Genomic DNA, 14,003 nt, shown 5'->3' with positions numbered 1-14,003 from the left:
CCACTTCCCCGCCCACCGCGACGACGGCGGCGCTCAGCCCGCCAGCAGGCGACGGCGGGCGGCCGCGACGTCGAAGTCGGCCTTCGGCCAGTCCAGCCCCATCCCCTGCACGGTCTCGATGATCAGCTGCTGCACCGCCAGCCGCGCGAACCACTTGCGGTCCGCCGGCACGATGAACCACGGCGCGTCCTCGGTGTCCGTCCGCTCGATCGCGATCCGGTACGCGTCCATGTACTGGTCCCAGTACGCGCGGTCGTCGAGGTCGCTCTCGCTGAACTTCCAGTGCTTCGTGGGGTCGTCCAGGCGGGCCAGCAGGCGCTCGGCCTGCTCCTCCGGCGAGATCCGCAGCATCACCTTGACGATCCGCGTCCCAGCGGCGCGCACGGCCGCCTCGAACTCGCAGATCGCCCCGTATCGCTCCTCCACCTCGGCCAGCGGGGAGAGCCCGCGCACGCGATGCACGAGCACGTCCTCGTAGTGCGAGCGGTCGAACGCGGAGACGAGGCCGGGCCGGGGCAGGTGCGGGCGGATGCGCCACAGGAAGTCGTGGGCGCGCTCCTCCGCTGTCGGCGCCTTGAACGCGTGCACGTGGACGCCCTGCGGGTCCATCGCCCCGATCACGTGGCGCATGATCCCGCCCTTGCCGGCGGTGTCCATGCCCTGCAGGACGACCAGCAGGGACGGCGCCTCCCCCTCGGGCGCGTGGCGCACCGACTGAGCGAACAGCAGTTCCTGCAGGTCGGCGAGCGCCCCGCCGCGCGCGGCCAGGTCCTTCTTGCCCTTCGCCTTGTCCCCGCCGTAGCCGGGCGTCGCGGCGGCGTCGACGTCGGCCGGGCCCCGGACCTCGTCCCCGCGGCGGGCGGCGAACAGCTCCCGCGCGGGGCCGTCGAAGACGCCGTCGTCGGTGGCACGGGCGGGACGGCCCGCCTCGGCGGCCGGGGTGTCAGCCATGGCGCTCCCTCCAGTCCTCGAGGAAGTCCTCGAGGCGGTCCAGGGCCACGTCCAGGTCCTTCACGCTGGGCAGCGTGACGAGCCGGAAGTGGTCGCTGTGCGGGTAGTTGAACGCCCCGCCGTGCGAGACGAGGATCTTCTTCGCCCGCAGCAGCTCGATGACGAACGCCTCGTCGTCGTCGATCGCGTAGACCTCCGGGTCCAGCCGCGGGAACAGGTAGAGGGCGCCGTGGGCCGGCTGCACGGACACGCCGGGGATGGCGTTCAGGCGGTCCTGGGCGAGGTTGCGCTGCTCGAGCAGCCGACCGCCGGGCAGGACGAGGTCGTCGATGGACTGGTAGCCGCCCAGTGCCACCTGGATGGCGTGCTGCGCGGGCACGTTGGCGCACATCCGCATGTTGGCCAGCAGGGTCAGGCCCTCGAGGAAGTCGGCGGCCCGGTGCTTCGGCCCGGACACGGCCACCCAGCCGGAGCGGTAGCCCGCCACCCGGTACGCCTTGGACAGGCCGGAGAACGTCAGGGTGAGCACGTCGTCGGACAGGCCGGCGGCGTTGATGTGGCGGGCGCCGTCGTAGGTGATCTTCTCGTAGATCTCGTCCGCCATGAGGACGAGGTTGTGGCGGCGGGCGACGTCCACGATGCCCTGCAGCACGGCGCGGGAGTAGACCGCGCCGGTGGGGTTGTTCGGGTTGATCAGGACGATGCCCTTGGTGCGCTCCGTGACGAGGGACTCGATGTGCTCGAGGTCGGGCTCCCAGCCCTCCTCCTCGACGCAGCGGTAGTGCACCGCTCGGCCCCCGGCCAGGGTGGTGGCGCCGGTCCACAGCGGGTAGTCGGGCGAGGGGACGAGGATCTCGTCGCCGTCGTCGACCAGGGCCGTGAGGACCATGGTGATCATCTCGGAGACGCCGTTGCCGATGAACACGTCGTCCACGCCGATGTCCCGGATGCCCCGGGACTCGTAGTACTGCGAGACGGCGATGCGCGCCGAGTAGATGCCCTTGGAGTCCGAGTAGCCCTGCGCGTGCGGCAGGTGCTGGTGCATCGCCGCCAGGACGGCGTCCGGCGCCTCGAAGCCGAACGGGGCCGGGTTGCCGATGTTCAGCTTCATGATCCGGTGGCCCGCGGCCTCCATCCGCTGCGCCTCCTCCAGGATGGGGCCGCGCACGTCGTAGCGGACGTTCAGCAGCTTGGCGGACTGGCGGATCTGGCGGGGACGCGGGGTCGGCATGCCCTCCATCATGGCACCCCCGGGCGGTGTGCATCACAGTCGCGCTCGTGCGACGCGGGCCGGCGCCCCGCATCCGTGCGGGCTCAGAACCAGGAGCCGCGGGGCACGAACCAGTCCTCAGGCGCGTCCTCCAGGCCATGGTCCACCAGCCAGTACTGCGCGGCCTCGGCGAGGGGAAGCGGGTCGGCGCCCGTGGTGAGCCGTTCGAGCTCCCGCAGACCGTCGCCGTCGAGGGCGGACATCACCTCGGCGATGCGCCGCTCGGCGTCGTCATCCAGCGTCGCGGCGGAGCCGACGGCGGTCAGCCGCCCCTCCGGGAGCACGCGGCCGTCGTCCTCGAGCGGGACGAGCGAGTTCGCGTCGATCTCCGGATCCGTGCGGGTCAGCAGCGCGACCTGGGCCTCATCCGCGACGACGGCGGCGCTCGGGTCCTCGGTGTCGGCCAGCCAGGTCTCGGGTCGACAGCCGGCGAGCCGGTCCAGGCGGGCGCGCAGGGCCGTGGCCGCGTCCGGATCCGCCGCGGCGGTCAGGGGCGGGGGTGCGACGGCGGTGAGCGACTCGCACCGGCCGTTGAGGTCCGTGATCGACTCGAGCTCGAGCCGGGCCGCGGTGGTCTGGGTGACGACCGCGGTCAGGCGCAGCACGCCCGCCGACGAGGACAGCACAGCCGGGGCCTCGTCCTGCGGTGTCCCCGCTGCGGCCGTCTCCTCGGCAAGCAGCGTCTCCAGGACGCGCCCGGCCGCCTGGGCGTCGGCCGCGGGATCCCCGGCGGGCAGCGCGGTGGGGCTCGGGGCGGCGGTCGAGGCGGTGGCCGAGGGGGTGGGCACGGCGTCCGCGGACGGGCCGGCCTCCGTCCCGGTCGGCGTCGACGACGGCGTCGACGTCGGCGGCGGCGGGGACGGCAGCGCCACTGCGGGGTCGGCGGCGACGGCCAGGGCCAGGGTGTCCACGACGGCGACCGTGTCCCCGCCGGCGGCGGACCACGCCGGCTGCTCCACGGCGACGCCGTCCTCGTCCGCCACGGCGTGGCCGTGCAGGCGCAGGTGACGGGCCAGGACCGCCGCGACGGCGCCCTCCAGGCCCTCGCCGCCGTGCACGACCGTGATCGGTGTGCCTGACGCGGAGGGCGTCGGCGGGGCGTCCGCCTGCCGCGCGCACGCCCCCAGGGCCAGCGACAGCACGAGGGCGGAGGCGGCGAGGGCCGTCGGGCGGCGGTGGGCGGGGCGGCTCACGTGTCCACCCCGGCACGGGCGAGCGCCTCGGTGACCCAGGAGGCGGTGCGCAGCTCGCTGAGCTCCGCGAGGTCGAACCAGCGCGCGTCCGTCGAGGATCCGCCGACCTCAGGGCGCAGGACGCCGCCCGTGATGCGGGCGGTGTAGAGGACCTGCACGGTGAGCAGGGGCAGCGGCTCGCCCCGCAGGCGCTTCTCCACCGGGATCGTCCCGGTCGTGACGCCCAGCAGGCCCGTGAGCTCGGCGGTGTGGCCGGTCTCCTCCCAGACCTCGCGCAGGCACGCCTCCTCCGGGCTCTCGCCGAGCTCGATGCCGCCGCCGGGCAGCGTCCACTGCAGGAACTCGGGCCCCTGCCACGAGCTGAGCAGGACGCGGCCGCCGTCCACGATCAGGGCGTATGCGCCGGCGCGCGTCTGGAACGGGCCGGCGGGGTGCGCTCCGGCGGCGTCCGGGGCGGCGGGGGTGGTGCTCATGGCTGCGGACTCCTGGCGGCAGTGGGACGGCCCGCGGCGGGCGACGCCGGGGCCCGGCCAGTCTACGAGCACCGCCCACCGCGAACAGCGGCACGGTCCACCGACCCGCGCCCTAGGCTGGAGGACCACCCGTCCCACCCCCGGAAGGAGCAGCGCCCGTGGACACCCCGCAGGACCCGCCCCGCCGGGACGACCCCTCCGGCGGCCCCGTGGAGCCAGCCGTCGACGCCGCCCTGGACCGGGTGCACGCCCTGCTCCGGCAGGCCCGCGTCACCGCGGCGCCCGACGCCCCGACCGCCCTGGACGCCCGCGGCTGGTGGGAGCTCTCCCTCGAGGCCGCGCTGCGCGACGAGCCCCGGGAGTCCGCCCGCCTCGCCGACTCCGGCCTCGCCGCGCTCGTGCCCGGCCAGGACGACGTCCGCCTCGCCCTGCTGCGGGCGCTCGCGGTCGCCGCGGGCCAGGTCGGGGACGAGGCCGCCCTGACCCGCTGGGTGGAGGCCCGGGCGGCGCTGCTGCGCCACCTCGGCCGGCCCCGGCAGGCCGGGCTCGAATCCCAGCTCGGTGCCGCCCTCGTGCGTGATCCGGACACGGTCGAGGCGGCGGTGCTGGCCGGCGTCGTGGAGGACGAGCCGGGCGCTCCCGGCGAGGACCCCGGGGACACCGTCCTGCCCGAGGCCGCCCTGGCCCTGGCCGTGCACCGCGTGCACACCGGGGACCTGGACGCCGCGCTCGAGCTGGCCCGCCGCGTCATCGCCGTCCTGGGCGGGCTGCGCGCGGCCGGTGCCCTGCTGCCCACCGGCTCGTGGTCCAGCGCGCACCTGCTGCTCGCCCGCCTGCACCTGTGGCGGGGCGAGCACGCCGAGGCGGACGCGGCGGCCGCCGTCGTCACCGCGCTGCCCGCCGCCCGGGCCGTCCTGGCCTCCGCCACCACGGTGCGGGCGATCGCCGCCCACGAGCTGGACCGTCCGACGGCCGCCCTCGACCTGGCACTCGAGGCGGCGGAGCGGATGGCCTCGGTCGGTCTGCGGCGCGGCGCCGCCTCCGCGGCGGCCCTGGCCGGGCGCGTGGCCGGCGACCTCGACGGGTACGAGGAGGTCGCCGTGGCCGCGTGGGAGCTGGCCTCCGTGCACGCGGAGAAGGCCGAGGCGCCGGAGGCCTCGAGCCTGAGCTACTGGTGGGCGCACCAGCTCGTGCTCGCCGGCCGCGCCGACGAGGCCGAGCCCCTGCTCGCCCGGCTGGTGCGCCGCGAGGCCACCCACGGCCGGGACGTCGAGCAGGCCCGTGCCCTCGTGGACCTCGGTCACGCCCACCACGACCAGGACCGCGCCGAGAACGCGCTGCCCCTGTGGCGGGAGGCGGCCGGCCTGTTCGAGGCCCACGGCCAGTGGGAGGACGCCGCGCGCACGCTCCTGGCCGCCGGCGCCCTCGTGAACCGCGAGCGCGACGAACGCACCCGGCCCTCCGCCCTCGACCTGTTCGAGCGGGCGGTCGCGGCCGCGCGCCAGGCGGTGGACGAGGACCCGGCGGTGCTGCCGGCCGCGCTGCACGCGCACGGGTACCTGCTGTGCGAGTCCGGCCAGGCGGAGGGCCTCGACCTCCTCGAGGAGGCGCTCGCCCTCGTGCGGGACGCCGACGCCGACTGGCAGGTGGCCGACTACACGGACACCCGCGCCCGGGCCCTGTGGTCGCTCGAGCGGGGGCCGGAGGCGATCGCCACCGCGCTGCAGGCCGCCGACCTGTTCACCGCCGCCGGGGACCGCGAGGGCGCCGCGCAGGCCGAGCTCTTCGCCGCCTACGTGGTGGCCGAGGACGGCAGCCCCGAGCAGGCCGCGACGCTCTTCCGCCTGGTGTGCGACTCCACCGATTCCACGCTCGTGCGCCTCGGCGCGCTCACGGGCCTGCACCAGTGCCTGTCCACCCTCGGGGACCACGACGGCGCCGCGCGCGTCCGGGACGAGCTCGACGCGCTCCGGGAGGGGCTCGGCGCGGACTGACCGCCGCTCGAGGTGGTGGCCCGGCCCGACTGTGGTGGCCGCCGTCGCGGGTCAGAGGCCGACGCGGGCCAGGGCGGCGTCGGCGGCGGCCCGGCGGGCGGACCGCACGGCGCGGGGCGCGGTCGGCTGCGCCGCGAGGGCGGCGAGCACGGTCGCGACGCGGGCCGCCAGCGCCACCTCGTCGACCTCGCTGCGGGCGTGGCGCCGGAACCGTGCGGCCACGGCGCGCAGCGCGGCGCCGCCGGCACCGAGGTCCACGGTGCCCGCCTCGAGATGGGCGATCAGGACGGCCCAGTCGTCCACGCGGTGCCCCATGCCCAGGTCGTCGGCGTCCAGCACGCCGGTGATCCGCTCCCCCGCGGCGTCCACGTGCAGGTTCCCCGGGTGCAGGTCGCCGTGCACGGGCACGCGCGGGCCGGGGTCCCCGGCCGCGAGCGCCGCGCGGATCCGGTCCGCCCGGGCGGCGGCCTCGTCCTGGGCCTCGGGGTCCAGCACGACGGCGGCCCACGTGGCGTGCTCGAGCAGGACGGCGGGTCCGCCGTCGTCCGCGTCGGCGCCCCCGGCCGCCCCGGCCGTGGGGCCCGCCGGGCCGGGAGGCTCCTCGGGCACCGGCGGCAGCCGGTCCAGCAGCGCGGCGACCCGCGCGGGGTCGAGCGCGGCGGCCTCGGGCCCGGCCAGCAGCGCCCGCCAGGGCAGGCCCGGCACGCTCGCGAGCAGGAGCACCCCGCGCTCCGGCGCCGCGCGGACGGCGGGCACCGGCACCCCGGCCGCCCCCGCGGCGGCCTGCCGCCGGGCGACCCGTGCGGCGCGCGCGGGCGGGAGCACCTTCAGGAACGTGCGGGCCAGGACGCCGTCGTCGCCGGTCGCCTCGACGGCCAGGACCGCCCGGTCCCGCGGCCGGTAGCCGCGCCACGTGAGGCGGGCCCGGCCCGGCGCCGTGCCGAGCAGGGCCGCGAGCGCGTCCGGGTCGGCGGTCAGCGTGAGGCCCGGCAGGACGGGGTCGGCGGGGGCCCACCACCACAGGGTACCGTCCTCCAGGATCCCGCGCTCGTCCGGGACGGGTGGGCACGCCGTGGCGGGGGCGGCGGGGTGCCGGGGGTCGCGGGCGAGGACGAGGGTGCGGGAGCGGACGCGGGCGTCGCCCGCGCGTCCGGTCATCACGTCCAGGTCCAGGACGCGCGCGAGCCGACGCCCCCGCTGCAGGTGCAGGGCGTCGGCTCGGGTGCGCAGCCAGCGCTCGCCCGACGCGCGGACGGCCTGGCGCGCGGCGGCTCGGTCGATGCTCACGGGCGCGGCCGCCCGGCGGGGCTCAGCAGGCCCGGCGCCGCGCCAGGACGTTGTCCAGGTCCAGGGCGGCGATGTCCTGCTCGGCAGCGGCGCTGATCTGATCGTCCGCCGTGCGCGCGGCGTCCTGGGGCCGGGTGTCCGCGCCGGTGGGGGCGGGGGTCTCGAGCGGCGCCGGCAGGGGGCGGGCCATCTCCGGGGCGTCCAGGTAGGTGGGGCGCGGCACCGCGGGGATGGTCACGGCGCGGTCCGCTGCGGGGGCGGCGGCGGAGGCGGTCACCACCACGGGCTCGACCCGGGGTGCGGCGGGCGCGGCGGCCGGGCGCGGCGCCTCGGTCTCGAAGGCCAGCACGGTCTCCAGCACGCGGCGGTCCCGCTCGGGGTCCGCGGGCGGGGCCTGCCGCTCCTCGGCCGCCGGGGCGGCGGGGCGCTCCGGGACGACGACGGCGGCGGGCCGGGCACGACGGGTGCGGTCGCGGACCGCGAGGGCCCGCAGGCCGGCCAGCCCGGCCACGGCGAACAGGAGCGACCAGCCGGCCAGGGCGAGCGTGCCCGCGCCGAACGCCGCGGCGAGACCGGCCACGAGGAACACGAGCAGGGCCACGAGGGCGGCGAGGAACAGCGCCGTGCGCCCCCACCGGATGTGCAGGCCGGTCCGGCCGCGGGCGGCGCGCGCCGCGTCGGCGGCGGCGCTCAGGCGGCCCGAGAACCGGGCGGTCAGGGCACGGACGGCGGGCGAGCTCTGCAGACGGTGCATGAAGGACCTCGGCATCGACGGGCGGGCGGGGGCGGACGCGAGACGATGGCGGCGCAGCACGAGCCGCCAGGCCAAGAAGGCCACGAGGGCCACGATGACCAGCGACGCGCTCACCCGGGCGTCGGCCAGCGCGTCGAGCGCGGCCTGCACGGCCCTCGTCGGCGCGGTGGTCTCGTCCATGCGGTCAGCCTAGCGCCGGGGGCGGACCGGTCCGGCCATCGCGGCGTGTCCGCACGCGGCGTGTCCCGTCGGCCCCTCAGGGGCGCGGCCGCGAGGCCAGCCACCGGGCCAGCAGGCCGTCGGGGACCTCCTCGGCGGTCACCGCGAACGTCCGGTGGTCCCGCCAGGCGCCGTCCACGTGCAGGTACGCGCGCCGCAGGCCCTCGTCGCGCAGGCCGAGCTTCGCCACGACCCGCAGGCTGGCCGCGTTCTCCGGGCGGATGTTGACCTCGACCCGGTGCAGACCGGCGCTGCGGAACGCCCAGTCCGTCGCCATGGCCACGGCCGTCGGCGTCAGCCCCCGACCCGCCTCGCGACGGTCGATCCAGTAGCCGATCGAGCCGGAGAGCACCGAGCCGTACTGGATCCCGCCCAGGGACAGCAGCCCCACCAGGCGGTCCCGGTCCGGGCGGTCGTCGTCGAGGGCCATGCCCCACGTGTAGGCGCTGCCGTCCCGGCCCTGGCGGCCGTGCCAGCGGACCATCTGCCCGAACGACGCCGGGCCCGCGCCCGGCACGGGGCTCGTGGCGTCCCACGGCGTCAGCCACTCCCGGTTGTGCGCCCGCTGCTCCTCCCACGCCTCCCGGTCCCGCCGCCGCAGCGGCCGCAGGGCGAGGGTGCTGTGCCGCAGGGTCACGGGCCAGGGGGAACGCTGCCAGGACATGGCGTCGATCCTATGCGCGGCCGGGCGCGGCACCGGTGCGGCGGGCATCATGGGGACATGCGCACTCCCCCTCCCGTGCCCGAGCCCGCCGCCACGGGCCCCGTCGCCGGCGTCGACGACGTCGTGGACGCCAAGGCCACCCTGCGTGCGCGCCTGCGCACCGCCCGCCGCGACCGCTCCCCCGCGCGCCGCGCCGCCGAGTCCGCGGCCGCCGTCGAGCACCTGTGGGCGTGGCTGGGTCCGCGCGTGGCCGCGGCGACCGCGGACGGGACCGCCCCGGTGGTGGCCACCGTGCTGCCGATGGCCACCGAGCCGGACACCGGTGGGCTGCGCACCCGCCTGCTGGCCGCGGGGGCGCGGGTGCTCGTCCCCGTGATCGAGCCGGAACGACGCCTGAGCTGGGCCTCCTGGCACCCGGGCGTCGCGACGGCGCGCGCGGCGAACGCCCCCGTGGACGAGCCCGTGGGCGAACGGCTCGGGACCGACGCGCTGGCGGCGGCGACCGCGGTGGTCATGCCGGCGCTCGCGGTGGCCGAGGACGGGATGCGCCTGGGCCAGGGCGGGGGCTACTACGACCGCTTCCTCGCCGAGCTGCCGCGGAGCGTGTCGACCGTGGCCCTCGTGTTCGAGGACGAGCTGCTGCCGGCGGGCGCCATCCCTGCCGAGCCCACGGACCGGCCCGTGGACGGCGTCGTCACCGCGGCCGGGCTGCGCTGGGTCTGAGCCCGGCCCGCGGCGCGGAGTAGCATCGGGGGTCGGATCCCCCCAGAACCGCGCGCCCCGGCGCGCCCCGAGCGAGCTGGAGCTGAGCATGCCCACCTACGCCTACCGCTGCAAGGACTGCGGCCACGCCTTCGACGTCGTCCAGGCCTTCACCGACGACGCCCTCACCGAGTGCCCCGCGTGCGGCGGCGTCCTGCGCAAGCAGTACGGCTCGGTCGGCGTGAGCTTCAAGGGCTCCGGGTTCTACCGGACCGACTCGCGCTCCGGCACCGGGGGCACCGGCTCGGCCGGCGGATCGACCTCGGACTCGGCCGCCGGGTCCTCGACGTCCTCGACGTCGTCCTCGTCCTCCGCCCCCGCGGACTGACCCGGCCGGATCGGGCCGGCTCAGCCCCAGTGGGGCGGGCGCTGCTCGCGCAGCCAGCGGTCGTGCTCGGCCTCGGCCGCGCCGATCTCGACCCCGGCCTCATGTCCGGTCGGCGCGGTCGCCGGCGACGTCCCGGCCTGCCCGGTCAGCCGGGGCATCCCCGGCAGGCGCGGCTCGCGGCCGTCGGCGGCTGCCGGGCCGGTGCCCGGGGCGTCCGCCCGGCGCGGGCCGCGGCGGCGCGGCGCGCCGTCAGCGGACATCGTCGTCGGTCTCGTCCGTCTCGTCCGCCGGCTCCACGCCCAGCCGGTCGGCCAGCTCCCGGGCCACGGACTCCGGGTCCGCGAACACGTCGATCGCCCACAGGGTCCGGGGCTCCCAGCCGCGGGCCTCGAGCCCCTCGGGCAGGGTCCGCGAGCGCTGCCGCACCGTGAGGGCGCGGTACACCTCGCCGCCGTCGCCGGCCAGGGCCAGCGGACGGGGCGCCTCGTCCCGGTCCGCGCGCGGATCGAGCACGGCCAGGTCCATGACGCCGGCGTAGCGGGGCAGGACGCGGGCGCCGTGCTCCTCGAGACGGTCGCGCAGATCGGCCAGCAGCGGGTCGCCCACCATGCCCACCGGATCCGCGGCGTCCTCGCCGAGGTAGGCCTCGAGCAGCCGCAGGAACCAGAGGGCGCCGCCGTCGAGCCGGTCCTCGTCCAGGTCCGCGGCGCGCAGCGCGGAGATGAGGTGCAGGCGGCGGCGTGCCCGGGTGAGCGCGACCGTGACCATGCGCTCGCCGTCCGGGTCGGAGAAGGCGCCGAAGTGGTGCACCACGCGGCCGTGCGGGGTGCGGCCGTAGCCGGGGGTGAGGATCACGGCGTCACGCACCACGGAGGCGGCGCGCACGACCGGCACGATCACGAACGGCTCGGCGTCGGCGGCGTCCTCGCCGCGGCCGCGGGCGAGGAACTCGTGGGCCCACGGCGCCTGCGCGGCCGTGGCCTGCACGGCGGCGGCCACCCTGCGGGCGTGCTGCTCGGACACCGTGACCACGGCCAGGGACTGCTCGGGCCGGTCGCGGATGTGCTCGAACACGCGCTCCACGGTGCGGGCGACCTCGGCGTTCGTGGACTCGACCACGTCGCCGCCGGTCATCGGGATGCCGGTGCCCTCGGGCAGGTACTCGGCCGTGACGGCACGATCCCGGCCGGTGGCCTCGCCCGCGGTGGGCAGCGCGTCCAGGGCGCCGTCATAGGCGAGCGCGGAGAGCAGGCGCACGAGGCGCCGCTCGAGGGGGCGGTGCACGGTGCGCAGCGGCAGGGTGGGCAGCACCTCGTCCAGCGCGTCGTGGGCCGAGCGCAGCGGGCGCAGGGGCCCGGCGGTCGCCGTCGGGTCCACGGACACCTGGAACGACTGCGGGCGCCCGATGACCGGGTCGCCGAGGGCCACCACCTGGGGGGCGCGGGTGAGCGCGCCCATCGCGGTGGCCAGGGCGGTCGCGTCGGCCTCCAGCAGCACGACGACGTCGGCGCGCCACTCCGGGGGGAACTCGGACAGGGCCATGGGCGAGGTGGTGACCACCGGCACGAGCGGCTGCAGGAGCTCGGGGGTGATCGTGGCCAGGGACTCGACCGTGGGGCTGCCCTGCTTGAGCAGGGTGCGCAGCACGGCCGCGTCCGCGCGATAGGTGCGCAGCGCCTCCCGCCAGCGCGCGGCCAGCGCGGCGGAGAGCCGGGCGCCGCCGCGCTCGAGATGGGCGCGGTCCAGGTCGCGGAACCCGCGCTCGACCTCCGCCAGGTCCGTGCCGCTCATCATGGCCAGGAAGTCGTCCCCGGAGATCATCGCCTCGAGCGCGGACTGCCACCACGCCAACTCGAGCTCGGCGGTCAGGGCCTCGGTGGGCACCTCGCGGTCGCGCAGGTCCTCGAGCAGCTCCGCCAGGCCGTGGTCGCGCAGGCTGTCCAGCACGAGGGTGCGCTCGGGCAGCGTGGCCAGGGTGTCGCGGTCCGCCACGAGCCCGTCGACGGCGGCCACGAGGTCGTCCACGTCCCGCTCCTCCAAGGGCGCCTCGGCCACGGCCTCCGGGGCGAGGACGCCCTCGAGCCGGCGCAGGCGCTCGCGCACCTGGCCGACCTGGCCCATCACGTGCTCGCCCTGGTCCGGCACCTGCGGGGGCGTGCCCGGCTCGGCGGCGTGGCGGTTCCAGTCCTCCAGGACGGCGGCGGCGTCCACGAGGGCGCCGTGCAGGTCCGTGGGCTGCACGCCCGGGCGGACCGCGTCCTTCGCCGCGCGGCGCAGGCGGGACCGGGTCACCGAGGACATCTCGACCAGGTGGAGGCGCCGCCACGAGCTGGTGGCGGTCGCCGCGACCAGCTGGGGCACGTCGAGGGAGAACACCTCGGGGGTGAACTCGGTGAGGGTGCGGGCCACACGGCGGTAGAGGTCCGCCTGCTCCGCCCAGCCGGCCACCGTGCGCTCGGGGCGCAGGCCGGCCTGGGCGGCGGCGGTGTCCACGGCGCGCCGGGTGGTGTGCAGGGCGGCCGCCAGCTCGTCGGCCAGCTCCGAGGCGGCCTCGGTCTCCTGCACGTTGCGCACGCGGGCGCCGAACCAGCGGCTCTCGGTGGCGGCGGCCGAGAACGCGCCGAGCTCCCCGGCGCGCACGAGCTGCTCGCCCACGGCCTGCCGGTTCACGGTGGAGTCCAGCACGGAGCGCTTGAGGCGCACGGTGGTGGCCGGCGGCGTCTCGAGCCCGGTCAGGGCGGCCAGGGCCTGCATCGCCTGGAACGGCGAGCAGCCCCAGCGGGGGCGGACGTGGTGCAGTGAGCCGACGTGCTCCTGCAGCCGGCGCCGTCGTTCGGTCAGGGCGGCCTCGTCCCGGGCGGTGTCGGGGTCCACGGCCCGCTCGGAGCGCAGGACGGCCTGCACGAGCTGGCGGCGGAGCAGCTCGGGGTCCGCGTTGGCGGGCACGTCCAGCGCGATCGAGCGCAGGTCCGCCTCCTCGAGGCGGTCGAGCACGTCGGCCAGGGCGGCGGAGCGCTCGGCCACGACCAGCACGCGCCGACCCTCCCAGGCCAGGCGCGCGGCCAGGGCGGCGGCGGTCTGGGTCTGCCCGGTGCCGGGGGCGGCCGCCACCACGAGGGACTCCCCCGCCGCGGCGTGCTCGAGCACGCGTGCCTGGGCGGCGTCGACGTCGACGACGAGGCGCTCGTCCGCCGGGGCGACGTCATCCTCCGCGGGCGCGCCCGTGGGCTGCAGCGCCGCCGGGCGGGGCACCATGCCGGTCCCGGCGTCGTACAGGGCCTGCACGACCGGCAGATCCTCGAGGGAGGCGGGCAGGGAGGCGGTCTCGCCGAGGTCCGCGAACGTGGAGACGAGCAGGCAATCCTGGATGTGCAGGTCCGCGATCGCGGCGGTCTCCTCGCGCAGGCGGGCGAACGCGGGGGCGGGCTCGAGGCGCGCCGTGGCGTAGGCGGCCTGCTGGTACGCCTCGGGGTCCAGGGCGATGCCGTGGTGCCGGCGCAGGTTCCGCACGAGCGCCGGGTTCAGGCGGGCCGGCTCGGTGATCTGGACCTCCAGCTCGTCCCGGCCCCGGGCGCCGCGGCGCACCGTCAGGGCCACGCGGGCCAGCAGCACGGGGGCGGAGCGGCGCTCCCGCCGACCGTCCTCCTCGGCCGTCCACGTGGCCACGCCCACGGCGAGCGCGCCGACGTCGATGCCGCGTTCCTCCGCCAGCTCGCGGACCTTGGCGCGCAGGCCGAGGGAGACCTCGTGCGCCGCGTCCAGCTCCGGGCCGGCCGGCAGCAGGGTGGACAGGCGGGTGCGCCGCCCCAGCAGCAGCTGCGAGACGCCGGAGGAGTTCGCCTCCGTGAGGTCGATGCTGTTGGCCGCCGAGGGCGCGAACCGCAGCATCGTGTCGTTCTCGGCGCCCGAGCCCAGGGAGGACACCCAGGCGGCCGGGTCGGGGCGGGTCTGCCCCTCGTCGGGGCGTGCGGCGGCGCGGGCGCGGGCCAGGCGCGGGAACTCCTGCTCGGTCACGTGCGTGCGGTCCTTCCTCCGTCGCCTGGGTCCAGGCGGTCTTCGTGCGGACGGCCGCCCCGGTCAGGGGCGGCCGGATGCGGCGCCGGACGCG

12 protein-coding genes are annotated in these 14,003 nt (G+C 77.6%); 3 read left to right on the top strand and 9 right to left on the bottom strand.

Annotated elements, in window-relative coordinates; all coding sequences use genetic code 11:
- Nucleotides 1-33: 33 nt before the first annotated feature.
- From POD19_RS06615 to POD19_RS06600, 4 genes are all read right to left on the bottom strand, one after another.
- Complete coding sequence (locus POD19_RS06615; RefSeq protein ID WP_129867340.1) at nucleotides 34-951, bottom strand: PPK2 family polyphosphate kinase; 918 nt, start codon at nucleotides 949-951, stop codon at nucleotides 34-36.
- The gene (locus POD19_RS06610) at nucleotides 944-2,182 is read right to left on the bottom strand and encodes a pyridoxal phosphate-dependent aminotransferase (RefSeq protein ID WP_070708759.1); all 1,239 of its coding nucleotides are present in this window, start codon (nucleotides 2,180-2,182) and stop codon (nucleotides 944-946) included. Before POD19_RS06610 ends, POD19_RS06615 begins: the two co-directional genes overlap by 8 nt.
- Before the next feature lie 83 nt (nucleotides 2,183-2,265).
- Nucleotides 2,266-3,414, bottom strand: coding sequence for a glycine betaine ABC transporter substrate-binding protein (locus tag POD19_RS06605; protein ID WP_144819115.1), 1,149 nt, complete (start codon nucleotides 3,412-3,414; stop codon nucleotides 2,266-2,268).
- On the bottom strand, nucleotides 3,411-3,887 hold the full coding sequence (locus tag POD19_RS06600; protein WP_036316610.1) for an NUDIX hydrolase: 477 nt from the start codon (nucleotides 3,885-3,887) through the stop codon (nucleotides 3,411-3,413). The genes POD19_RS06605 and POD19_RS06600 overlap by 4 nt, the downstream gene beginning before the upstream one ends.
- A gap of 158 nt (nucleotides 3,888-4,045) precedes the next feature.
- On the opposite strand from POD19_RS06600, the gene POD19_RS06595 reads away from it, so the two are divergent.
- Nucleotides 4,046-5,881 carry a hypothetical protein gene (locus POD19_RS06595; protein ID WP_102708501.1) on the top strand — a complete coding sequence of 612 codons (1,836 nt, stop codon included), beginning with the start codon at nucleotides 4,046-4,048 and terminating at the stop codon, nucleotides 5,879-5,881.
- A gap of 51 nt (nucleotides 5,882-5,932) precedes the next feature.
- Here the strand turns inward: POD19_RS06595 and POD19_RS06590 are convergent, their stop codons facing one another.
- The 3 genes from POD19_RS06590 to POD19_RS06580 all read right to left on the bottom strand — a co-directional run bounded on the left by POD19_RS06590 (nucleotide 5,933) and on the right by POD19_RS06580 (nucleotide 8,805).
- Nucleotides 5,933-7,168 carry a phosphotransferase gene (locus POD19_RS06590; protein ID WP_101965828.1) on the bottom strand — a complete coding sequence of 412 codons (1,236 nt, stop codon included), beginning with the start codon at nucleotides 7,166-7,168 and terminating at the stop codon, nucleotides 5,933-5,935.
- A gap of 22 nt (nucleotides 7,169-7,190) precedes the next feature.
- Nucleotides 7,191-8,102 carry a hypothetical protein gene (locus tag POD19_RS06585; protein ID WP_101965829.1) on the bottom strand — a complete coding sequence of 304 codons (912 nt, stop codon included), beginning with the start codon at nucleotides 8,100-8,102 and terminating at the stop codon, nucleotides 7,191-7,193.
- Between the two features lie 76 nt (nucleotides 8,103-8,178).
- Nucleotides 8,179-8,805: a GNAT family N-acetyltransferase gene (locus POD19_RS06580; protein WP_036317850.1), complete on the bottom strand. Its 627-nt coding sequence runs from the start codon at nucleotides 8,803-8,805 to the stop codon at nucleotides 8,179-8,181.
- 57 nt (nucleotides 8,806-8,862) lie between these two features.
- Between POD19_RS06580 and POD19_RS06575 the strand changes: the two genes are divergently transcribed.
- Together POD19_RS06575 and POD19_RS06570 are read left to right on the top strand one after the other, a co-directional pair.
- Nucleotides 8,863-9,528 (top strand): 5-formyltetrahydrofolate cyclo-ligase, encoded by a 666-nt coding sequence (locus POD19_RS06575; protein ID WP_242679336.1) that lies wholly within the window; start codon nucleotides 8,863-8,865, stop codon nucleotides 9,526-9,528.
- 88 nt (nucleotides 9,529-9,616) lie between these two features.
- A complete protein-coding gene (locus POD19_RS06570; RefSeq protein ID WP_041104378.1) occupies nucleotides 9,617-9,895 on the top strand; it encodes an FmdB family zinc ribbon protein in 279 nt (92 codons plus the stop codon).
- A gap of 20 nt (nucleotides 9,896-9,915) precedes the next feature.
- On the opposite strand, the gene POD19_RS06565 is transcribed toward POD19_RS06570, so the two are convergent.
- Together POD19_RS06565 and POD19_RS06560 are read right to left on the bottom strand one after the other, a co-directional pair.
- Nucleotides 9,916-10,155, bottom strand: coding sequence for a hypothetical protein (locus POD19_RS06565; RefSeq protein ID WP_101965831.1), 240 nt, complete (start codon nucleotides 10,153-10,155; stop codon nucleotides 9,916-9,918).
- Nucleotides 10,145-13,909, bottom strand: coding sequence for a DUF4011 domain-containing protein (locus tag POD19_RS06560; protein ID WP_101965832.1), 3,765 nt, complete (start codon nucleotides 13,907-13,909; stop codon nucleotides 10,145-10,147). Before POD19_RS06560 ends, POD19_RS06565 begins: the two co-directional genes overlap by 11 nt.
- Between the last annotated feature and the right edge of the window lie 94 nt (nucleotides 13,910-14,003).

The organism is Micrococcus sp. GPGPB33, assembly GCF_037853785.1.
Taxonomy (GTDB): Bacteria; Actinomycetota; Actinomycetes; order Actinomycetales; family Micrococcaceae; genus Micrococcus; species Micrococcus luteus.
The sequence above is the reverse complement of the archived record's forward strand: the minus strand, read 5'-3'. Positions and strand labels throughout refer to the sequence as shown.